Source organism: Polaribacter staleyi (assembly GCF_038024045.1).
GTDB lineage: Bacteria > Bacteroidota > Bacteroidia > Flavobacteriales > Flavobacteriaceae > Polaribacter > Polaribacter butkevichii.
Genome location: NZ_CP150665.1, coordinates 872,852 through 893,409, shown reverse-complemented (window position 1 = coordinate 893,409; position 20,558 = coordinate 872,852). Strand labels below are relative to the sequence as shown.

Below are 20,558 nucleotides of genomic sequence, written 5' to 3'. Positions count from 1 at the left end.
ATTTACTTTTTAGACGGTCTTTTTTATTTTCTAGGATGATAGGTTTCTACAATTTCTTTTAAATAACTTTTATCTAAATGCACATATACCTCTGTGGTGGTAATACTTTCGTGTCCCAACATTTGTTGTATAGCTCTTAAATCTGCTCCGTTTTTTAATAAATGCGTGGCAAAAGAATGACGCAACGTATGCGGACTGATTTTCTTTTTTAAGTCTATTTCTATAGATAGATTTTTTAGAATGATAAAAATCATCTGTCTGGTTAATCCTTTACCGCGTCTGTTTAAGAAAACAGTATCTTCAAAACCTTTTTGTGGGTTTATGTGTGCTCTAATAGCTTTAATGTAGCTTAAAATATATTTTTGAGCATTATAATGAATCGGCACAAAACGCTGTTTATTTCCTTTACCAATAACACGTATAAAACCTTCTTCAAAAAATAAATCAGAAATTTTTAGAGTGATAAGTTCGCTAACACGCAAACCACAACTGTACATGGTTTCTAAAATGGTTCGGTTTCTTTCTCCTTGCGGATGACTTAAATCGATGGCAGTAATTAATTGATTAATTTCGTCTTCAGACAAGGTATCTGGTAATTTTCTTCCAATTTTTGGCGCTTCAATTAAATCTGTGGGATTAACTTCTCTATAATCTTCAAAAATGAGATAATCGAAAAAACTTCGTAAACCCGAAATAATTCGTGCCTGACTTCTAGGGTTTACTTTTTTAGCAATCACATAAATAAATTGCTGAATGGAATCTTCATTTATAGTAATAGGAGAGTGGAGGATTTCGTTTTCTTCTAAAAACAAAATCAATTTCTCTAAATCTCGTGTATAACTATCAATTGTATTTTGAGATAAGCCTCTTTCTATTTTTAAAAATAGTTGAAAATCTCTAATTGCATTTTGCCATTTCATAAGATAAAGATATTAAAACTTAATTATCAAATTGATAGAAACTGAAAATTGTGAAATATATTATTATAAGGTGTTTGAGTTGTAGAATTCTTTCTTTTTTTCTTAAAATTAATTTGATTATGCTTTTTTTTATTATTTTTGATTATAATTTAAAACAAAAAATATTATGAAAAAAGTATTATTTATTGCCGCTTTAGCTTTATTAGGATTCAGTAATGTGAATGCACAAGAAAAGGGAGATTTTTCTGGTTTTGCAGGATTGACATATCCATTAACTTCAGGGGCTGATCTTGGTATCAATGTAGGGGTTGAGTATCTATTTACAGATGTAATTGCAGTCGCACCTAGTTTTTCGTATTACTTTACGGAAGATGTAACTTCTACAGTTATTAATATTGATGGACGTTATTATCTTGGCGGAGACGAAAGTTTAAAATATTTTGGTTTAGCTGGTATTTCTTTTTCATCAGTAAAATTTGAAGGTTTCTCAGTAAGTGATACAGGTATTAATGTTGGTGGTGGATTAATTTATGGATTAAGTGAAAATTTAGGTTTAATAGCACAGTTAAAATATGGTTCTGTAGGAGCCGGAGCTTTAGAGCCAATGGTTGGAGTTAATTTTAATTTCTAATCTGAAATACAATTTTGTGTTTTATAAAACGGAAGCAATTTGCTTCCGTTTTTTTATACCCAAAATTTAACAGAACTCATTTGAGTCAATTTTTAAATCTTTACCGTTCATGTAAAAAGTAGTATCGACTTAGTTTTGTAGAGAACTTAAAAATTTAAAAATTTAAAAATTATGAAGAAATTAATGGTAGTTGCTTTTTTAGCAATCATGAGTGTAAGTAGTGTAAATGCACAAGAAGGTGTTTTAAATGGAGGTTTAAATATAGGGATACCTACAGGTGATGCCAATGATTTTTATGGATTAACTTTAGGAGCAGAGTTAAATTATATGTTTCCTGTTGCAGAAGGCTTTACTTTAGGTCCGTCTGTACAATATTCTCATTTTTTTGGAAAAGATATTGATGTATTCGGAGGTGAATCTATAGAGGTTTCTGATGCTTCTTTTTTACCAATATCTGGTGCAGCAAGATTTAATGTTTCAGAGAAATTTATTTTGGGCGCAAACTTAGGCTATGCCATAGGTTTAAGTGATGGTTTAGATGGTGGCTTTTATTACAGACCAGTTGTTGGTTATAAGATAGGAGATACTACACAGTTAAATCTTTCATATTCTGGAATTACAAATGACGGAATAGATGTTAATAATATTAGTTTGGGCGTAATGTTCGGAATCTAAAATAGAAATATTGATTATATTTACGAGCGGAAGCTGAAAAGCTTCCGTTTTTTTGTTTAAAAAATGTATTTTTGATGTATGAAGCTACTTATACTAAACGGACCTAATTTAAATTTATTAGGAAAAAGAGAACCAGAAATTTATGGTTCAGAAACTTTTGAAGATTATTTTAGAACTCTTCAATTAAAGTTTAATGATGTAGAGTTGTCTTATTTTCAGTCGAATAATGAAGGAGCTATCATCGATAAATTGCACGAAGTTGGTTTTAGTTTTGATGGCATTGTGCTTAATGCAGGTGCTTACACACATACTTCAGTGGCTATTGCAGATGCCATAAGTGGTATTACAACACCAGTTGTAGAGGTGCATATTTCTAATGTACATAATAGAGAATCTTTTAGACATCATTCTTATTTATCTCCGGTTTGTAAAGGAGTTGTTTTAGGTTTTGGGCTAAAGAGTTATGATTTAGGGATTGAGAGTTTTTTGTAATAAATGAGCATTTTTTGTTATAGATTAAAAATGTGATTTTTCAATTAAAGAAACTTTCTTAATATAACTTTGATAGTTGTATTTTGTTATTTTTTAGAAGTGATTTTAATTAGAAAAAGGGTAACTTTAAATTACGGTTTTTACTTAACTAACAAATTAAGAATAGTTTTATTTATTATTTTAAATGAATCTATGTTCAAAAGCTTTTTGCGTTAATAGTTTTTATTATTTTTGCAATGGTGTTAATTTGTTAATATCATTTCCCTCATTAATATTTTGTATCACATTTTATAGTTTGTTTTTAGGTTAATAAAATTTATTTACTTAAGTTTTTAAAACACATAATTATACTTGATATTAAATGTTAAACACATAAAATAAATTATATTTGTTTTTTAGAAAATTTAATTAATGGAGAAAGAAAAGTGGCTTTTTGAAATAACCCCAAAAAACAATCTGTTTGACCTGAATTTAAAAGAAGTTTGGAGATACAGAGATTTGCTATTTCTTTTTGTCAAAAGAGATGTTGTTACCTTATATAAGCAAACTGTTTTAGGTCCGCTTTGGTATTTAATTCAGCCTTTATTTACTTCCATAATTTTTACATTAGTATTTAATAATATTGCAGGAATCTCAACAGGTTCAGTGCCGCCTTTTTTATTCAATTTAGCGGGAGTTACAGTTTGGAATTATTTTAAAGAATGCTTAACGGCAACTTCTGATACTTTTAAAAAGAACGAAGCAATTTTTGGGAAAGTCTATTTTCCGAGGGTAATAATGCCAATGTCTATAGTGGTTTCTAATTTATTGAAATTCGGAATTCAGATTTTTATATTTATATGTTTTTATTTATACTATTATTTTAACGGATATCAAATAACTCCGAATAAATACATTTTATTTTTTCCATTACTGATTATCGCCATGGGAATGATTGGTTTAGGTTTAGGGATGATTATTTCTTCGATGGTTACAAAATATAGAGATTTAACTTTTTTAGTATCTTTTGGAGTACAACTTTTGATGTATTTGTCAGCAGTAATGTATCCATTAGATTTAATGAGAGAAAAATTGATTAATATTGAAGCCGGAACAGATTATTCTTGGATTGTTGATATTAACCCAATAGCTCACTTGGTAGAATTTAGTAGATTTATTCTTTTGAATGATGGAACTTATTCAAGTTTTGGATTGATATATACAGGGATATTTACGGTTATAGTTTTCTTTTTAGGATTATTGATTTTTAATAAAACTGAAAAAACGTTTATAGATACTATATAGTGAGAGGTGAAGGGTATTTAGTGAATTGTATATACGTTTAATGGTTTCGAAATAAGATTATGGATTATAAAAAAATATTGTTAGGTTTTAGAAATTATTTAGTAAAAAAATAAGATATTATGAAGAGCGAATTATTTACTATTCACCAAATACTGTTGACTATTTTACTATGAATGATGTAATTTTAAAGGTTGAAAATTTATCTAAACAATATCGTTTAGGTACTGTAGGTACAGGAACAATTAGTCATGATTTTAATCGTTTTTTAGCGAGAATTCGTGGTAAAGAAGATCCGTATTTAAAAATAGGTGAATCTAATGACAGAGCATCAAAAGGTGAATCTGAATATGTTTGGGCTTTAAAAGATATTAATTTTGAAGTAAAAAGAGGTGAGGTTTTAGGGATTATTGGGAAAAATGGAGCAGGAAAATCGACACTTTTAAAAATACTTTCTAAAGTAACTGGTCCAACTACTGGATCCATAAAATCTAATGGAAGAATCGCTTCTTTATTGGAGGTTGGTACTGGTTTCCATCCAGAAATGACAGGTAAAGAAAATGTTTTTTTAAATGGAGCCATTTTAGGAATGACTAAAAAAGAAATTTTTGATAAACTAGATGAAATTGTTGCCTTTTCTGGTTGTGAACGTTATATTGATACTCCTGTAAAGCGTTATTCTAGTGGAATGAAAGTCCGTTTAGCTTTTGCAGTTGCTGCACATCTTGACCCAGATATTTTAATTGTTGATGAAGTTTTGGCAGTTGGTGATGCAGAGTTTCAAAAGAAAGCAATTGGAAAAATGCAAGATATTTCTAACGAAGGAGGAAGGACAGTATTGTTTGTTAGCCACAATATGGCTGCTGTAAAAAATTTGTGTAACACTGGTATTGTCTTAGAGGATGGGAAAATTATTTATAAAGGAAATTCTGTTAATACAGTTCAGTATTACTTAAATATAGAAAGTAAAAAGGCAAATCAGAATTTATTAAAAAGAAAATACAGACAAGGAACTGGAGAATTACACTTTTCTAAAGTAGAAATGTTAAATGAATTTAATAATTCTGTTTTAGAAATTATATCAGGATCTTATGTGAAGTTTCGTTTGCATTTAGTGTTTCATAAAAAAATAAATGTAAAAGATTTAATTTTTGGATTGGTTGTTTATGATAAAAATGAAGTGAAGGTAGCTGATTTTTATTCAGATGAAATGGGAATAAAATTTGAGAATATTAATGATTTTGTAGATTTAGAAATTCCAAAACTTTTATTAAGAGGAGGGGAATATTCATTAGTAATAGTTGCTCAAACAGCAATTAGAGTTGTACAACAAATAGATGTACTGCATAATGTGTTTAATTTTAGAGTTTTTCCTGGAGATTATTGGCAAATAGGAAGGATTAATAGAGCCACAAATGTTGCGATTATTAATGGTAAGTTTTTAAATGATAAATTATGATGTTAAGAAAACTTATAAATAAAATCATTTTTTTTATTAAAAAACCAAAACAATTTCCAGAAAATGAGGTGCTTATAGAACTTTTTTCTTCATTTTCTAAATGTTATATTTTAGGTTCTTCACCTACAATAAATCAATTTGATTTAACTAAGCTAGAAGAAGACTCGATGAAAATATCAATGGGTAATTTTTATGAACACCCAGATATAGAAATAATCAAACCGACTATACATTTATTTGCAGCATCTCATCCTCCTATAACAGAAAAAGTTTTAACAGATTGGTGGGTACGTTGCAATGAAATTTTACCTAAAAACACTTTACTATTAATTGAAAGACGAGACAGAGAGGTTGCTAAAAAAGTTTTTGTTGATAGAAAAGTTTATTATTACTCTTATGGGGGTGGGCTTCCTATTGATTTTACTAAAAAAATTATCTCCCCCTGGAGTGTAACTATTGTAGCATTACAATTGGCTATTTATTCTAAAGTAAAAGAAATAAATTTGTTAGGGATTAATCATGATTGGCAATGTGTTAAACCTTACGGTCATTTTTATGACCACAGTAAACCTTGTTTAGAATATTATTTAAAAAAAGAAAATATTACTATTAATTACGAAGTACAAAAACAACCTTTTCCTAAAGAAAGATTATATAGGGAATATGAGTTGTATCAACAATATGAAACTCTATTATTAGAAGCTAAAAAAAATAATGCTAATATTTATAATAGTGATAAATATTCTGATTTCGATGTTTTTCCTTTTAAGAATGCGTTTAGTAATTAATTGAATTATATGAATATAATAAAAAAAATATTTTATAAATTCTTTAAAGAATTAAGTCCATTCTATTATAAAGATATTAACCTTACGGAAAATATTTTGAAGAATGTTAAAATGGGGGATTTAACAAAAGTATATAAGCCGTATAGAATATTAAGTGTTGAAATAGGTAAAGGCACATACATTTCTGAAAATTCTAAAATCACAATAACAAAAATAGGAAAGTTCTGTTCTATTGGGCCAAATTTAGTTTGTGGTTGGGGAATTCATCCAACAAATGGAATTTCTACAAATCCTTATTTTTATAGCAATAGGAAACAAAATGGTTCCACTATATCTGATTCTAATTTATTGGAAGAAAGGAAAAAAATTGTAATTGGGAATGATGTTTTTATTGGTGCCAATGTTACTATATTAGATGGTATAAGAATTGGTGATGGGGCAATTATTGGTGCAGGTTCAGTTGTTTCTAAGAATATTCCAGATTATGCAATAGCATATGGTGTGCCAATAGAAGTTAAAAAGTTTAGGTTTAATAAAGAAGAAAGAAAAAAAATTAAACAGACTAATTGGTGGGACGGAAATGAAGAAAAATTGAATAAAGTAAAAGAAAATTTTTATGATATTGATAATTTTTTAAATGAGTATAATGGTTAATTTATCAATAATTACAATAAATTATAATAACGCTGTAGGTTTAAAAAAGACAATAGATAGTGTTATAAATCAAAATTATAAAAATTTTGAATATATCATTGTTGATGGCAACTCTACAGATAATAGTGTAGAGGTTATAAAGTCAATTAATTTACCGAATTTTAATTGGGTTAGTGAAGAGGATAGTGGTATTTATAATGCAATGAATAAAGGAATAAAAATGGCTGAAGGAGATTATTTATTATTCTTGAATAGTGGAGATTTTTTAAAGAATAATAAAGTGTTGGATGAAGTCTTTTTTAATATTAAAAAAGGTGTTTCGTTTATTGGTTGTAATTTATTTTTAAATTATAAGAATGAAAAAAAAATAAAAAAACATCCTGAAAAAATTTCATTTAGCTATCTTTTAACTTCTACAATATTACACCCTTCAACATTTATAAAAAAAGAAATGTTTGACAAATATGGTTTTTATAATGAAGAAAATAAAATTGTATCTGATTGGGAATTTTTTTTTAAGGCTATAGCCTTAAATGGAGAGTCTTTTCAAAAAATAGATAAAGAACTTACTATTTTTGATATGTATGGAATTTCTTCAAATTCAGAAAATTCAGATATTGTTAAATATGAAAAAGAACAAGTTTTTAATAAATATTTAAAAAGTATTTATGTAAATGATTTAGATAAATTTTTATTTAATCAATTGAAAAACCCAACAAAAAGAATCAAATACTTAATGAAAATTGAAAAAAATATTTTTTTAAGAAAAATAACTACATTCTGTTTAAGTGTTTTGAACAAATTCAGTTAATAGAAAAAGAAGTGTTCTGATAACCAATTTAATAAAAAATGTATAAAAAAAAAATATTAGTAATATCTCCTATTCAAGAGTTTGGAGGAAGAGAATTGGAAACGGGTTTTATATCATCAATATTAGGTGAAAAATACGATGTTAAAGTTCTTTCTACAGCCGGTTTTTATGTTAATTCTCAAGTAAAAACATTTGGAAATAATTTTTATTATACAAGCATAAATGAAGAGTTGTTTAAAGAAAAAAACATTATTAGGTTTGTTTTAAAATTTGTTTGTTTTTTTTTAAAAAAAATAAGTTTTTCTTCTAATAGTCTTAGTAATCCTTTTTTTAAAAAGAAATTTAATATAGAATCTAAAAAAGCTAAATATCTTGAAAAAGAAATACCGAAATATGATTTAATTATTATATGTGCTCAAATTTTTTCCAATTACTTAGAGAAAATAATAGATACTTCTTATACTAAGAATATTCCTGTTGTTTTTAGAACAACGGGTACTATATATGACGATATTAAAAAATTAAAATTTAAATGGATTTCTAAAGTAAATTTATTTATTCATAATTCAGAAAGAAATGCTAAACAATTATTTATATTTGAGAAAGTTGAATATAGAGTTATAGATCAATGTGCATTCATAGAAAAAGATTTGTTAGCATTACCAATAGAATATAAAGGAGGTAGTTTTTTTGTTCTTTCTAGGTTATCACCAGAAAAACAAGTAGATAAAGTAATTAAAGCCTTCAAAGAAATATGTGATGAATCAGATTTTTTATACATTTTTGGTTCTGGGTCAGAAATGAATGCTTTAAAAATGTTGGCAAAGGATAATAAAAACATCATTTTTAAAGGGCATATTTCTCACAAAGAGGTTGTAAAAGCTTTTTCAGATAATGATTGTTTAATTATTTCTTCATTGGAAGAAGCGGGGCCTTTAACTGGAGTAGAAGCTATGGCTGCAGCCAAATTGATTATATCGACAAAAGTAGGAGCTATGCCAGAAAGATTAATTGACTATCAATTTTGGTATGATGGTTCTCAAAAAGGACTTTCAGAAAGAATGAGGGAAGTAAAAGCTTTGCCACATAATGAAATTGTTAAAATAGAGAGAAAATTAAGAGAAAATTATTTAAAAAGTTATAGTGTAAAAAGTATTTCTCAACAATATTTAAATTGTTTCGAATCATTTCTAAAGAGTAAATAATCTATATAATAGGAAGAAATAGGAGATATAGATATTCAATCTAATTATAAATTAACTGAGAATATAGTATAGAATTGTAAAGGGGGTATTGAATTATTTTTTTGATTAAATAACGAAAAAATAGATACAAAGTATTATTAAATTTTTCTTAATAAAAATGAGTCAAAATGCGTATTGGAGTAAACCCAGAAAAAATAAAAAAAACAAAAATCTTATATAAAATCCATAGGGTTATTATTCCTGTTTTTATACCTGAAAAAGATTTGTATTTTGAAAATTCATTTGAGGTTTTAAAGAAATGTGTAAAATCATTATTGAAAACGATTGATGTAGATAAAACAAATATTACTATCATTAATAATAATTCAAAAGTAGAAGTAAAAGAATTTTTATTAGAGTTGATAAAACTAAAAAAAATTGATAAGTATGTTGAAACTTCTGTGAATTATGGTAAAGTGTATTCAATTTTAGCAGAAGCAAGAGCTTCATTTGAGCCATTTATTACTATTTCTGATTCTGATGTTTTCTTTTTTAATGATTGGCAAAATTCGGTTCATAAAGTATTTGAGACATTTACGGATGTTGGAGTTGTAGGTTTAACTCCGGATCCACATATGGCTTTTTATTGTAATAATTCTTTGATATTTGACAAGTGCTTTATAATCAAAAAAGGAAAAATTGTTAATGATTCTGATTTAGAACTTTTTGAAAAAGGAATAGGGAATAATAATTTTTTTATTAATAAAAATGATAATTGGAAAAAAAAACAATATTATTTAAAAAAAAATAAATTAAAAGTTGTAGTTGGTGCTAGTCATTTCGCATCTACATATAGGAAGGAATTGTTTAATAAAATTCCTTTTTCAAAACCAATCTATGTTTTTCCTGGAGGAGAGTTAAAGTTTTTAGATGCACCGATTGATAAATTAGGTTATTATAGAGTATCTTTAAATAAGGCTAAAGTATATCATATTGGAAATGTAGATAGAGGAGAGTTTAAGGACTATGAGTTTAATAGTGAGTTGATTACATGCGTAGGGGGCTCGGTAGACTTTATTAAACCTAAGTTTCCTTATATAGTAAAAGAATATTTCACAAGAATTGTTGTTTTTTTAAGGAGGCAATATGTAAACTCTATATAAATTTCAGAATTAGAAAATGGGAGTAATCAATAAAATAAAAAAAATATTAAGAAAAGGACATTTTATAGTATACAAAATAATAAAAAATGTTTTTTATGAAATGTTCATAGAAGATTTTTTAAATAGATATCATAATAATATAAAAATTGTAAGTTCTTTCGAAACGTTAAATAAAATTGAAGATTTAATTATAAGGAATGAAAGAGGTGTTTATTTAAGGTTTGGGGATGGAGATATATTTTTGTTAAAGAATATAGCAGATTCTTATCAAATAGTAAACAAAGAATTAAGTATAGAAATGGAAGAAGCATTTTCTCTGCAAGGCTCTAATGTTGTTAAATGTCTTGCTATACATTCAGAAATGTTTGGTTTTGATAAAGGTATGTTTAGTGGTAATCATTTAAATACAGATAGGTTATCAAAATTACTATTAAAAAATACAATGCAATACTTTATTGGGAATAAGATATATAGTCCCGTAGCTTTACATTTTGTATCTTCAGTAAACGCAGAACGAGCTAATCATTTTTTAAAAATATTAAAATTAAAAACAAAAATATTTATAGGGAATGAAAATGTTCCAAAAGATAAAGTGCAATTATTATTTGGAGATAGTATACATATAAAAACACCGAAAATAAATTCATATAATGAAATTGATAGAATTTTTCTAGAATCTAAAAATGCAATTAATAATTTAAATGAATTTTCTGTTATTTGTGTTGCTATGGGATGTTCAGGAAGACCATTAATAAAGAGAATCTCTTATGAGAATAAGAATGTTTTCTTATTTGATTTTGGTAGTTTATTAGATGGTTTAATAGGATTAGAGTCAAGAACATGGCTGAAAGTTGCGGATATAGATTATGAAACACTCATAAAAGGATTGTAATGGTTAATAAAAATAATATATTTATTATTATTGTGACTTATAACAGTATGAAATGGATAGAAAGATGTTTATCTAGTTGTTTTGGTTATCAGGTTGTTATTATTGATAACTGTTCTAGTGATAAAACAGTAGTATTTATTGAAGAAAATTTTCCTGAAATAATATTAATTAAAAAAAATAAAAACTTAGGTTTTGGACAAGCTAATAATCTTGGGATTTCTTATGCTTTTAATAATAATGGTAAAGGTGTTTTTTTATTAAATCAGGATGCATATTTAGAAAAAGATACTATCGAAAATATATTAAAAATTTACAATGAAAATCAGGAGTATGGAATTTTAAGTCCAATTCATCTTAATGGACATGCTAATAAATTAGATAGAAAATTTTCATATTATATAGGATATGATAAAAATAATTTTTTTTATTTTGATTCAATAAAAAATCAGTTAAAATCAATATATGATGTTCCTTTTGTAAATGCAGCAGCATGGTTTTTACCTAAAAAAACTATAGATACAATTGGAGGATTTGATCCTATTTTTTTTCATTATGGAGAAGACGATAATTATTGTCAAAGAGTCTTATTTCATAATCTAAAAATAGGAGTTGTAACAAATAGTTTTATATACCACGATAGAGAAACTATAAAAAATAAAGAGAAATCTATTAAAAGAAATTATAAATTGATAGAAGCTGGATACAAATCTGATTGGGCAAATTTATTAAACCTTAATTATAAGGATGATATTATTAAACAAAAAAGAAAAATAATAAAGAATGGTATAATCTTTGTTTTTTTGCTAAAAATAAAGAAATTAAAAGAAGTTTTTTTTGAATTAAAAATGATTTCAATAATAAAAAAAGAAATTGAAATTAGTAGAAAGTTAAATGTAACTAAATATAAAAACTATCTTAATTAATGAAAAGCGAACCGTTAATTTCAATTATTATTCCAATTTTTAATAGAGATAAAACTATTGATAAATCTCTCAATTCTATAATAAACCAGACTTATACGAATTGGGAATGTATACTAGTTGATGATGGGTCAACTGATAAATCGGTTGCTATTTTAGAAGAATATTCGAATCGAGATAGTCGTTTTCGCTTTTATAAACGTCCAGGAAAAAGAGTTAAAGGAGCTAATTCTTGCCGTAATTATGGATTTGAATTAAGTAAAGGAGAATATGTAAAATGGTTTGATTCTGATGATTGGTTATTGAAAAACCATATAGAAGAGAAAATAACAGTTCTTAGAAAAAATCCTAATGTTGATGCTGTTCTTACAAAAACTATAATGGTAAATGAACATAAAGAAAAACTTAAAAATGAAAATAGGACAAAGTTATCGGATAATTTGATTGAGGATTTTATTACGTTGAAAATCTCTTGGTATATACATGATATCATGTGGAAAAAGACTTTTCTAAAAGGAAAAACACTATATAATGAAAAGCTTCTTAAATGGCAAGATAGGGATTTTCATATAAGAAGATTAATGGAAAGACCTAATATCCATCTACTTGATAAATATCTTTCTTTATATAGAGTTCATATGAATTCAACTTCCTTAAACTCTAATTACAAAGTTTTAGAAACTAGACATAATGCTGTTATTGATATTTTAGATTTATTAAAAGAAAAAAAAATTTTAAGTAAAAGAATTAAAATGTTTTTTTTTAAATTTCAAGTACAAAATCTTCTTATTCTATATAAAAGCCCAATTTTTTTTAAGATGTATTTTATTTTAATTAAAAAAACGATACATTTTAATTTTAAGTATTTTATTTGGGTAGGGAAATTAATAATTGGTTATATATCCTATAAATTAACAGGTAAAGGATTAAGGTTTATACAATGATAAGAAGACTTTTAAATAAAATAGAATCAATTTATTATTATAGATATTTTTCTAAGAAAAGCTCTGGAGCATATGATTTTCTGTTAAAGAAGGTTTATAAATCTACTGATATAGATTTTATTGAAAATATATGGAAATTAGATCATTTTAGAGAAATATTAGAACCTCAAGAAGTTAAAATAGAAAAATTAAAAAAGGTTTTAGTTTTAGCACCTCATCAAGATGATGAAGTTATTGGATGTGGAGGAACATTGTTAAAACTTAATCAGCAAGGAAGTGATATTTCAATCTGTTTTTTAACAAATGGAGCAGAGCTTTCTAACCCTATTAAATCTGTATTAATAAGAAAGGAAGAAGCAAAGAAAGTTGCAAAAAAGTTTAATGCTGATGTTTTAGAACTAGAGATAGACAATATTTCTATGACAATTGAACAAAAAAAAATAATTAAATTAAAAGAAATTTTAAATAATGATTGGGATACTATTTTTACCATTTGGCCTGTAGATCAGCCTCCAAAACATAGAATTTGTTCTTATATAGTAGGTAAAGCACTTGCAGAAGTTAATTTTACTGGGAATCTGTTTTTTTATGCTGTTCATACAGATTTAATACCTAATTTTTACATTGATATTACAAATGTAATTGATGAGAAAGAAGAATTATTACATTTGTATAAATCTCAAATAGATGTACAGAGATATGATCATTTATCAAGAGGGTTAGATGCTTGGAGGTCACGTTTTTTAGGTGTTTCAAATGAAAAAAGATTTGTAGAAATTTTTTTAAAAATACCAGTAAAAGCATATCAAGATTTTCAAAATGTTTTTGAAACAGCAGATACACGAAAGTTATTTAAAGGAAACGAAAATTGTATGAAATCATATAAAAAGATAAAAAACATGTAGTCATAATTTTTGTTATAATCTGTCCCAAATAATTATAAAAAAATGAATTTTAAGCCAATCAGACTTAGTTTAGCCCCTTAATAGTTCGGAGTGATATTTTAAATTTCAAAACTAATATATTTGAGATATGAAATACAAGAAATGGACATTAGAACAGAAGTTAGAAATTCTATCAGTTTCAGAAGAAATAGGTATTGTAGAAGCCTGCCGAAAATACAGTGTAAGCACTGGAACATTTTACAGTTGGCGAAAGAAGTTTGAGCACAAAGGAGAAGCAGGTTTGAAGGTAACTTATGATACCAAGAGTAAAGAACTTAAAGAGGCAGAAGAAGAGAATCGAGTTTTAAGAAAATTATTAAGTGATAGAGAAATTGAGCTTGAAGTACAACGAGAACTTTTAAAAAAAAAGTTTGGAACGTCCGATCCAAGAAAGATTTAGTCAATGCAATTTATAAAAAATATAAGTGTAGCAAAACAAAAATCCTAAAAATGGTAGGTATTGTAGAGAGTAGTTACTACAGAGAACCTAGTGGTGGTAAAAAAGGAAATAAGCCAACTAAAGAAACTTTTCATAAGACCAAAGGCTTTGTATTACAAAACGATGTAGTTGCAGCTATAAAAGAAATTTTACAGCATGAGTTTATAGATTGTGGTTATCGATTAATGACCAGCTATTTAAAAAGAGAGGGGTACACTATAAATCATAAAAAACTATATAGAATTATGAAAGAAGAAGGCTTACTCAAACTAGATAATAGGATAGATAGAAGTGGTTCAGGACGCAAGTTTGTAAAGTTCAGAAAAGTTCACACTTCTAAGCCCTTAGAATGCCTGGAAATGGATATAAAAATGGTTTGGATACCAAGTGTAGGAAAGAATGCTTATTTACTCTCGGTCATAGACGTTCATACTCGTAGAATACTAAAAGACTATTTTTCTTTTACCATTAAACAGCATCACGTTATTACATTACTATCTGAGTTGTTTCAAGATTATGATTACCCCAATAATGTAGTTATTAGAAGTGATAATGGAAGCCAATTTATAGCTAAAAGAGTACGTGAATACTTAGGTTTAATCGGAGTACAACAAGAATTTACACACATTGCAACACCTGAGGAAAATGCACATATAGAAGCGTATCACGGAATATTAAAAAAAGAAGTTTTTAAAAGGTTCGACTATCAATATTTTGGTGAAATAGAGCAAATATTAAAACGATACGTGAAATTTTATAACAATAGAAGACTTCACGGATTGTTGGGACGTATAACCCCAATGGAAAAATGGAATACAGATAAACATCTAATTATGATGAAAAATTTAACAGCTTAATTAATAATCGAAATTTAAAAGATTACTCTTGTTTTATAGGGGTCAAAACAAGACTAATATAAAAGATGACTTTGATTTAGAAAAAAAAATAAAAAAAAAGAAAATGAATAATCCATTTATAGAAATACAAGGCAGAAAAATAGGTAAAGATTATCCACCGTTTGTAATAGCAGAGATTGGCATTAACCATGAAGGTTCTTTAAAAGTAGCTAAAGAAATGGTTGACGCAGCTTATAGGGCAGGAGCAGAATGTGTAAAGCATCAGACTCATATTGTAGATGATGAAATGAGTGGAGTTGCTAAAAAAGTCATTCCGGGAAATGCAGATGTTTCTATTTATGAAATAATGAAACGTTGTGCTTTAAATGAAGAAGATGAAATTGAATTAAAAGAATATGTAGAAAGTAAAGAAATGATTTTTATTTCTACACCATTTTCTAGAGCAGCATCCGAAAGATTAGAAAAAATGAATGTTGCTGCATATAAAATTGGTTCTGGAGAGTGTAATAATTATCCTCTTTTAGAACACATTGCGACTTTTGGTAAACCTGTAATTTTGAGTACAGGTATGAACACGATTGAAAGTGTTGCTGTAGCCGTGAAAATATTTGAAAAAGCAAACGTCCCATTGGCATTATTGCATACAACCAACTTGTATCCAACTCCTGTGCATTTAGTTCGTTTTGGAGCAATGCAAGTATTATCGGAAGCATTTCCGAAAAATGTTTTTGGTTTATCTGATCATACATTAACAAATCATGCTTGTTTAGGGGCTGTTGCTTTAGGAGCATCAATTTTAGAACGTCACTTTACGGATCATAAACAAAGAACAGGTCCAGACATTGTATGTTCTATGGATGAAAATGATTGTAAAGAGTTGATTACTGGTAGTAATATGATTTGGCAAATGCGTGGTGGAACAAAAGAACCTGCGAAAGAAGAACAAGTAACTATTGATTTCGCATTTGCAACGGTAGTAACGATTAAGGCTATAAAAAAAGGTGAAATCTATACCAAAGAAAACTTATGGGTTAAAAGACCTGGTACAGGAGAGATTTTAGCAAAAGATTTTAACGGTATTTTAGGGAAAACTTCAGGTAAAGATATTGAAACTGATACACATTTAAATTGGTCGGATATTGATTAATCAAAAAAAAATAGTATTCCTTACAGGAACTCGTGCCGATTTTGGGAAATTAAAATCCTTAATAAAAATTACACAGGAGAACTCTAATTTTGATGTTCAAGTATTTGCAACAGGTATGCATTTGGATGAAAAATATGGTGCTACTGTCAATGAAATTTACAAAAGTGGATTTAAGAATATTCATACTTTTCAAAACCATGTTGGTGCTGAATATATGGATAGAACTTTAGCAAAAACGATAACGGGTTTTTCAGAATATATTGAAAATCAAAAACCAGATTTAATTGTTGTACATGGTGATCGTGTTGAGGCTTTGGCAGGAGCAATTGTAGGGAGTTTAAATAATATTTTGGTTTCACATATTGAGGGAGGTGAGATTTCTGGTACCATTGACGAATTGATTCGTCATTCTGTAAGCAAATTATCTCACTTACATTTAGTTTCTAATGAAGAAGCCAAAGGAAGATTAATACAAATGGGAGAATTAGAAAGTTCTATTTATGTGATTGGTTCACCTGATTTAGATTTAATGAATCCATCTAATCTTCCAAATCTAGAAAAGGTAAAAGAATATTACGAAATTCCTTTTGAAACGTATGCTATTGTTATGTTTCATCCTGTAACTACAGACTATAAAAACATAAAAGAAAGCGTTAAGGCTTTAGTAGATGCTTTATTAAAATCAGATGAGAATTATGTTGTTATTTATCCTAATAACGATTTAGGAACAGAAGAAATTCTAGAGGAATATAAACGTTTAAAAAATAACGCTAGATTTAAAATCTATCCATCTTTACGGTTTGAGTATTTTTTAAGATTATTAAAAGAAACTAAATTTATTATTGGAAACTCTAGTGCAGGTGTTCGAGAAGCACCTTATTATAAAGTACCTACAATAGATATAGGAACGAGACAACATAACAGAGGACAAGCAAATTCTATTATGAATGTAGCTTATAATTCTGAAGAAATTTTATCAGTAATAAATGATATTCAATCTGAAAAACAGGAAATTATTGATGTAACTGAATTTGGAGAAGGGAATAGTAATGAGCTTTTCTTACATTTGTTAATGTCAGATGTAATTTGGCAAGTAAACTGTCAAAAACAATTCCAAGATTTATAAATGAAAGTTATTGCAATTATACCAGCAAGAGGAGGTTCTAAAGGGATTCATAGAAAAAATTTAGTTAATTTTTCTGGAAAATCATTAATGCAATGGACTATCGAAGCGGCTTTAGAATCAAAATATATTACAGATGTCGTTGTTTCTTCAGATGATGATGAGATTTTAAATGAAGCTCAAAAAAACAAAGAAGTTCTAGCTTTAAAAAGACCTATAGAATTAGCGCAAGATACCTCTAAAACAGAACCCGTTTTAACACATGTTTTAGAAAGTTTAAATGGAATGAAATATGATTATTTAATTCTTTTACAACCAACATCGCCTTTAAGAACATCTGAAGATATAGACTTCGCTTTTGAAAAATTATTAAGCTCTGAAGCGACGTCATTAATAAGTGTTTGTGAATTAGAGCATCATCCATATAAAACATTTAAAGTAGATGAGAAAGGTTATTTACAAGGAATCATAAATAATAACTATCCATTTTATCCAAGACAAGAATTGCCTAAAACGTATAGAGCAAATGGTGCAATTTATATAATTGAAGTGGCAGCGTTTCTAAATAAAAACACTCTTTTAACTAATAAAACAACCCATTTTGAAATGTCTATTGAAAGTAGTTTAGATATAGATACTATAAATGATTTAAGGCAATAAAATGAAAATTCTAATTTTAGTTCCAGATGGTGTTGGTGTACGTAATTACTTGTATTCAAGTTTTACGAGTAATTTGATAAAAGCAGGCAATGAAGTTTTAATTTATCATAAACTATCAGAATCTGCGATACAGGAAATAAAAAAAAGTAAGCCAGAAATAACCAATTTTGAGGTTATTCCCGATTTTATAGAAAAACCTAAAGCTAGACTTTTAAGAGAAGCTCTAGCGTATGCTAGACTTTTAAGAAATGAAAAGACTTTAAAGAATGGAACAATTTTAAAATTTTGGAGCCCAAGTAAAAAAGGGATTAAAAAGAAAATTTTATACTTTTTAGCAGAATTTTCAGGCTTTATTTTATCAAAATCGTATTCATTAATTAGAAAAGGTGATCATTTATACGAGAAAGAACTTTCAAAAAGTAGCACTATAGAGATAATAAAAAATACACTTCTTGATTTTAAACCAGATTTTATTTTAAATTTACACCAAAGATCACCATTAACATCACCAATAATAAGTGCAGCAAAAAAATTACAGATAAGCACTGCAACGGTTATTTTTTCTTGGGATAATGTACCAAAAGCAAGATTAATTTCTCGATACGATTATTATTATGTTTGGTCTGATTTGATGAAAAATCAATTATTACAATTATATCCAGAAATATTAACATCACAAATACAAATTACGGGGACACCACAATTTGAGTTTTATGGAGATAAAAACCTATATGAAGAAAGAAACATATTTTTAAATAAATATGGTTTAGATATAGATAAAAAAACAATCTGTTTTTCTGGAAATGATTTATCTTCACCTTATGATGCCGTGTATTTAAATGATATATGTGAAGAGTTATTTAAATTAGACGAAAAGATAAGGCCTCAGATTCTTTTTAGAAGATGCCCCGTAGACATGTCTGATCGATTTGATATTATTCTAAATAAATACAAAGAATTTGTTTTTTCGATAGACCCAGATTGGAAAATAGCAAAAGAAGAAGGTGATTCTTTTACTTCTATTTACCCATCAACAAATGATAATAGATTACTAGTTAATACTGTAAAACATTCTGATATTGTTATCAATCTTGGAAGTACAATGGCTCATGATTTTGCGATTTTAGACAAACCTTGTTTGTATTTAAATTATGATCCTGTAGATCATTCTAAATTTAAAGTTGAAGATGTGTTTAATTTTGAACATTTTAGAAGTATGAATCATTTAGAAGCAGTTGGTTGGATTCATTCAAAGAATGAAATATCTAATAGAATTTCCGAGGTGCTTCAGAATCCTGAAAAAGTAGGAAAAGAAAGAAAAGAATGGTTAAAAAGAATTGTATTACATCCTATTGAAGGAAATTCAAATAAGTTAATTGAAAAAATTTTAGAATGCACATCTGTTTCTTAACAAATGAATACCCCAAACAAGAAGAATCTCATGGAGGAATTGGAACTTTTGTTAAATTTTTAGCTGAGAATCTAGTTTCTAAAGGTGTTATTGTATCTATTTTGGGTATTAATAATAGTTTGTTAGACGAAAATACTGTAGATAATAAGGTATCTATTTATAGGTTGGGTAAGTCTAATTGGAAATTTGGCAAGTTTTACCACCATAACAGAAAAATTCAAAAGAAATTAAAAGAAATTCATTTACAAAACCCAATAGATATTGTTGAAGGAAGTGAATTGAATTTTTCGTTTTTCCCAAATAGAACACCTTATAAAAAATTAATAAGATTACATGGAGGGCATCATTTTTTTGCAATTGAACAAGATGTAAAACCAGCTTTATGGAGAGGTTTTCAAGAAAAAAAATCTTTTAAAAATGCAGATCATTTTATAGCAGTAACAGATTATGTAGGTTATCAAACACAGAAATATTTAAATCTTAAATTTGAATATACAACTATACACAATGGTATCAATCTTAACAATTTTTATGAGAGTGATGTTACAAAAGAAACTTCATATAAACTGTTATTTGTAGGTACAGTTTGTGAAAAAAAAGGAATAAAGCAATTGATTGAAACATTGCCTTTCATTTTAAAAAAATACCCTAATACCACTTTAGAAATTATAGGTAGAGATTGGTTTTTTAAAGATGGTACTTCTTATATAGAATTTTTAAAAACAGCTGTAATTAAAGGGAAAGGTTTAGAGGGTAAAATTAAATTTACTGGAGGTTTGCCTTATCACGATCTACCGAAGCATATAGAAAGTGCCCATGTTTGTATTTATCCCTCTTTTGCAGAATCTTTTGGTTTGACATTGATTGAAGGTATGGTCATGGGAAAATTAGTTGCTGCAAGTACCATTGCACCTTTTAAAGAGATTGTTGGTAATAGCAATGTTGTTTCTTTGTTTGACCCCATTGATAGAAGTGATATGAGTGAGAAAATTGTAAATTTGTTATCTGTAGATAAAAATAACCTACAATTAAGACAAGATGCTAGAAAACATGTATTAACGATGTTTTCTACAGAAGCTATTATTGCTAAGAATATTCAATTTTATAAAAAAATAAAATAAAGTTATACTCATACAAAAAAAGTATGAATATCATATAAATAG

At 27.2% G+C, this 20,558-nt stretch carries 22 protein-coding genes; 21 read left to right on the top strand and 1 reads right to left on the bottom strand.

Features of this window, described 5'->3' with window-relative positions:
* Positions 1 to 23: 23 nt before the first annotated feature.
* Positions 24 to 920, bottom strand: a complete 897-nt coding sequence (xerD, locus tag WHD07_RS03750; RefSeq protein ID WP_343330122.1) for a site-specific tyrosine recombinase XerD — start codon at positions 918 to 920, stop codon at positions 24 to 26.
* Positions 921 to 1,086: 166 nt separating this feature from the next.
* Between xerD and WHD07_RS03745 the strand changes: the two genes are divergently transcribed.
* From WHD07_RS03745 to WHD07_RS03645, 21 genes are all read left to right on the top strand, one after another.
* The gene (locus tag WHD07_RS03745; RefSeq protein ID WP_343330121.1) at positions 1,087 to 1,551 is read left to right on the top strand and encodes a hypothetical protein; all 465 of its coding nucleotides are present in this window, start codon (positions 1,087 to 1,089) and stop codon (positions 1,549 to 1,551) included.
* A 171-nt stretch (positions 1,552 to 1,722) separates the two neighbouring features.
* Complete coding sequence (locus WHD07_RS03740) at positions 1,723 to 2,226, top strand: hypothetical protein (protein ID WP_343330120.1); 504 nt, start codon at positions 1,723 to 1,725, stop codon at positions 2,224 to 2,226.
* A gap of 78 nt (positions 2,227 to 2,304) precedes the next feature.
* Entirely contained in the window at positions 2,305 to 2,718 is a 414-nt protein-coding gene (aroQ, locus tag WHD07_RS03735) for a type II 3-dehydroquinate dehydratase (RefSeq protein WP_343330119.1), read from the top strand.
* A gap of 411 nt (positions 2,719 to 3,129) precedes the next feature.
* Positions 3,130 to 4,002 (top strand): ABC transporter permease, encoded by an 873-nt coding sequence (locus WHD07_RS03730; RefSeq protein WP_343330118.1) that lies wholly within the window; start codon positions 3,130 to 3,132, stop codon positions 4,000 to 4,002.
* Positions 4,003 to 4,171: 169 nt separating this feature from the next.
* Positions 4,172 to 5,458: an ABC transporter ATP-binding protein gene (locus WHD07_RS03725; RefSeq protein WP_343330117.1), complete on the top strand. Its 1,287-nt coding sequence runs from the start codon at positions 4,172 to 4,174 to the stop codon at positions 5,456 to 5,458.
* Positions 5,455 to 6,246 carry a hypothetical protein gene (locus WHD07_RS03720; RefSeq protein ID WP_343330116.1) on the top strand — a complete coding sequence of 264 codons (792 nt, stop codon included), beginning with the start codon at positions 5,455 to 5,457 and terminating at the stop codon, positions 6,244 to 6,246. The genes WHD07_RS03725 and WHD07_RS03720 overlap by 4 nt, the downstream gene beginning before the upstream one ends.
* Before the next feature lie 9 nt (positions 6,247 to 6,255).
* A complete protein-coding gene (locus tag WHD07_RS03715) occupies positions 6,256 to 6,900 on the top strand; it encodes a CatB-related O-acetyltransferase (RefSeq protein ID WP_343330115.1) in 645 nt (214 codons plus the stop codon).
* Positions 6,893 to 7,711, top strand: a complete 819-nt coding sequence (locus WHD07_RS03710) for a glycosyltransferase family 2 protein (RefSeq protein ID WP_343330114.1) — start codon at positions 6,893 to 6,895, stop codon at positions 7,709 to 7,711. Before WHD07_RS03715 ends, WHD07_RS03710 begins: the two co-directional genes overlap by 8 nt.
* 38 nt (positions 7,712 to 7,749) lie before the next feature.
* Positions 7,750 to 8,916 (top strand): glycosyltransferase, encoded by a 1,167-nt coding sequence (locus WHD07_RS03705; protein WP_343330113.1) that lies wholly within the window; start codon positions 7,750 to 7,752, stop codon positions 8,914 to 8,916.
* Positions 8,917 to 9,083: 167 nt separating this feature from the next.
* Positions 9,084 to 10,058 carry a glycosyltransferase gene (locus tag WHD07_RS03700; protein WP_343330112.1) on the top strand — a complete coding sequence of 325 codons (975 nt, stop codon included), beginning with the start codon at positions 9,084 to 9,086 and terminating at the stop codon, positions 10,056 to 10,058.
* A 16-nt stretch (positions 10,059 to 10,074) separates the two neighbouring features.
* Positions 10,075 to 10,950 (top strand): hypothetical protein, encoded by an 876-nt coding sequence (locus WHD07_RS03695; protein WP_343330111.1) that lies wholly within the window; start codon positions 10,075 to 10,077, stop codon positions 10,948 to 10,950.
* Positions 10,950 to 11,873, top strand: a complete 924-nt coding sequence (locus WHD07_RS03690; RefSeq protein WP_343330110.1) for a glycosyltransferase family 2 protein — start codon at positions 10,950 to 10,952, stop codon at positions 11,871 to 11,873. The genes WHD07_RS03695 and WHD07_RS03690 overlap by 1 nt, the downstream gene beginning before the upstream one ends.
* Entirely contained in the window at positions 11,873 to 12,814 is a 942-nt protein-coding gene (locus WHD07_RS03685; RefSeq protein ID WP_343330109.1) for a glycosyltransferase family 2 protein, read from the top strand. The genes WHD07_RS03690 and WHD07_RS03685 overlap by 1 nt, the downstream gene beginning before the upstream one ends.
* Positions 12,811 to 13,719, top strand: a complete 909-nt coding sequence (locus WHD07_RS03680; protein ID WP_343330108.1) for a PIG-L deacetylase family protein — start codon at positions 12,811 to 12,813, stop codon at positions 13,717 to 13,719. Before WHD07_RS03685 ends, WHD07_RS03680 begins: the two co-directional genes overlap by 4 nt.
* A 127-nt stretch (positions 13,720 to 13,846) precedes the next feature.
* The gene (locus tag WHD07_RS03675) at positions 13,847 to 14,158 is read left to right on the top strand and encodes a transposase (protein WP_343328339.1); all 312 of its coding nucleotides are present in this window, start codon (positions 13,847 to 13,849) and stop codon (positions 14,156 to 14,158) included.
* A gap of 8 nt (positions 14,159 to 14,166) precedes the next feature.
* A complete protein-coding gene (locus WHD07_RS03670; RefSeq protein WP_343330977.1) occupies positions 14,167 to 15,054 on the top strand; it encodes an IS3 family transposase in 888 nt (295 codons plus the stop codon).
* A 103-nt stretch (positions 15,055 to 15,157) separates the two neighbouring features.
* Positions 15,158 to 16,201 carry an N-acetylneuraminate synthase family protein gene (locus WHD07_RS03665; protein WP_343330107.1) on the top strand — a complete coding sequence of 348 codons (1,044 nt, stop codon included), beginning with the start codon at positions 15,158 to 15,160 and terminating at the stop codon, positions 16,199 to 16,201.
* Positions 16,194 to 17,327 (top strand): UDP-N-acetylglucosamine 2-epimerase, encoded by a 1,134-nt coding sequence (gene neuC, locus WHD07_RS03660; protein WP_343330106.1) that lies wholly within the window; start codon positions 16,194 to 16,196, stop codon positions 17,325 to 17,327. Before WHD07_RS03665 ends, neuC begins: the two co-directional genes overlap by 8 nt.
* Entirely contained in the window at positions 17,328 to 17,984 is a 657-nt protein-coding gene (locus WHD07_RS03655; protein WP_343330105.1) for an acylneuraminate cytidylyltransferase family protein, read from the top strand.
* Between the two features lies 1 nt (position 17,985).
* Positions 17,986 to 19,395, top strand: a complete 1,410-nt coding sequence (locus WHD07_RS03650; protein WP_343330104.1) for a hypothetical protein — start codon at positions 17,986 to 17,988, stop codon at positions 19,393 to 19,395.
* A complete protein-coding gene (locus WHD07_RS03645; protein ID WP_343330103.1) occupies positions 19,377 to 20,516 on the top strand; it encodes a glycosyltransferase family 4 protein in 1,140 nt (379 codons plus the stop codon). The genes WHD07_RS03650 and WHD07_RS03645 overlap by 19 nt, the downstream gene beginning before the upstream one ends.
* Positions 20,517 to 20,558 lie beyond the last annotated feature (42 nt).

What these genes read in the sequence shown, in the direction of transcription:
- WHD07_RS03715 (WP_343330115.1), top strand. Translation starts at nt 6,256, where the DNA reads ATGAATATAATAAAAAAAATATTTTATAAATTCTTTAAAGAATTAAGT.
- WHD07_RS03655 (WP_343330105.1), top strand. Translation starts at nt 17,328, where the DNA reads ATGAAAGTTATTGCAATTATACCAGCAAGAGGAGGTTCTAAAGGGATT.
- WHD07_RS03720 (WP_343330116.1), top strand. Translation starts at nt 5,455, where the DNA reads ATGATGTTAAGAAAACTTATAAATAAAATCATTTTTTTTATTAAAAAA.
- WHD07_RS03675 (WP_343328339.1), top strand. Translation starts at nt 13,847, where the DNA reads ATGAAATACAAGAAATGGACATTAGAACAGAAGTTAGAAATTCTATCA.
- WHD07_RS03740 (WP_343330120.1), top strand. Translation starts at nt 1,723, where the DNA reads ATGAAGAAATTAATGGTAGTTGCTTTTTTAGCAATCATGAGTGTAAGT.
- WHD07_RS03650 (WP_343330104.1), top strand. Translation starts at nt 17,986, where the DNA reads ATGAAAATTCTAATTTTAGTTCCAGATGGTGTTGGTGTACGTAATTAC.
- xerD (WP_343330122.1), bottom strand. Translation starts at nt 920, where the DNA reads ATGAAATGGCAAAATGCAATTAGAGATTTTCAACTATTTTTAAAAATA.
- aroQ (WP_343330119.1), top strand. Translation starts at nt 2,305, where the DNA reads ATGAAGCTACTTATACTAAACGGACCTAATTTAAATTTATTAGGAAAA.
- WHD07_RS03730 (WP_343330118.1), top strand. Translation starts at nt 3,130, where the DNA reads ATGGAGAAAGAAAAGTGGCTTTTTGAAATAACCCCAAAAAACAATCTG.
- WHD07_RS03695 (WP_343330111.1), top strand. Translation starts at nt 10,075, where the DNA reads ATGGGAGTAATCAATAAAATAAAAAAAATATTAAGAAAAGGACATTTT.
- WHD07_RS03745 (WP_343330121.1), top strand. Translation starts at nt 1,087, where the DNA reads ATGAAAAAAGTATTATTTATTGCCGCTTTAGCTTTATTAGGATTCAGT.
- WHD07_RS03685 (WP_343330109.1), top strand. Translation starts at nt 11,873, where the DNA reads ATGAAAAGCGAACCGTTAATTTCAATTATTATTCCAATTTTTAATAGA.
- WHD07_RS03725 (WP_343330117.1), top strand. Translation starts at nt 4,172, where the DNA reads ATGAATGATGTAATTTTAAAGGTTGAAAATTTATCTAAACAATATCGT.
- WHD07_RS03705 (WP_343330113.1), top strand. Translation starts at nt 7,750, where the DNA reads ATGTATAAAAAAAAAATATTAGTAATATCTCCTATTCAAGAGTTTGGA.
- WHD07_RS03680 (WP_343330108.1), top strand. Translation starts at nt 12,811, where the DNA reads ATGATAAGAAGACTTTTAAATAAAATAGAATCAATTTATTATTATAGA.
- WHD07_RS03700 (WP_343330112.1), top strand. Translation starts at nt 9,084, where the DNA reads ATGCGTATTGGAGTAAACCCAGAAAAAATAAAAAAAACAAAAATCTTA.
- WHD07_RS03665 (WP_343330107.1), top strand. Translation starts at nt 15,158, where the DNA reads ATGAATAATCCATTTATAGAAATACAAGGCAGAAAAATAGGTAAAGAT.
- WHD07_RS03710 (WP_343330114.1), top strand. Translation starts at nt 6,893, where the DNA reads ATGGTTAATTTATCAATAATTACAATAAATTATAATAACGCTGTAGGT.
- WHD07_RS03690 (WP_343330110.1), top strand. Translation starts at nt 10,950, where the DNA reads ATGGTTAATAAAAATAATATATTTATTATTATTGTGACTTATAACAGT.
- WHD07_RS03645 (WP_343330103.1), top strand. Translation starts at nt 19,377, where the DNA reads ATGCACATCTGTTTCTTAACAAATGAATACCCCAAACAAGAAGAATCT.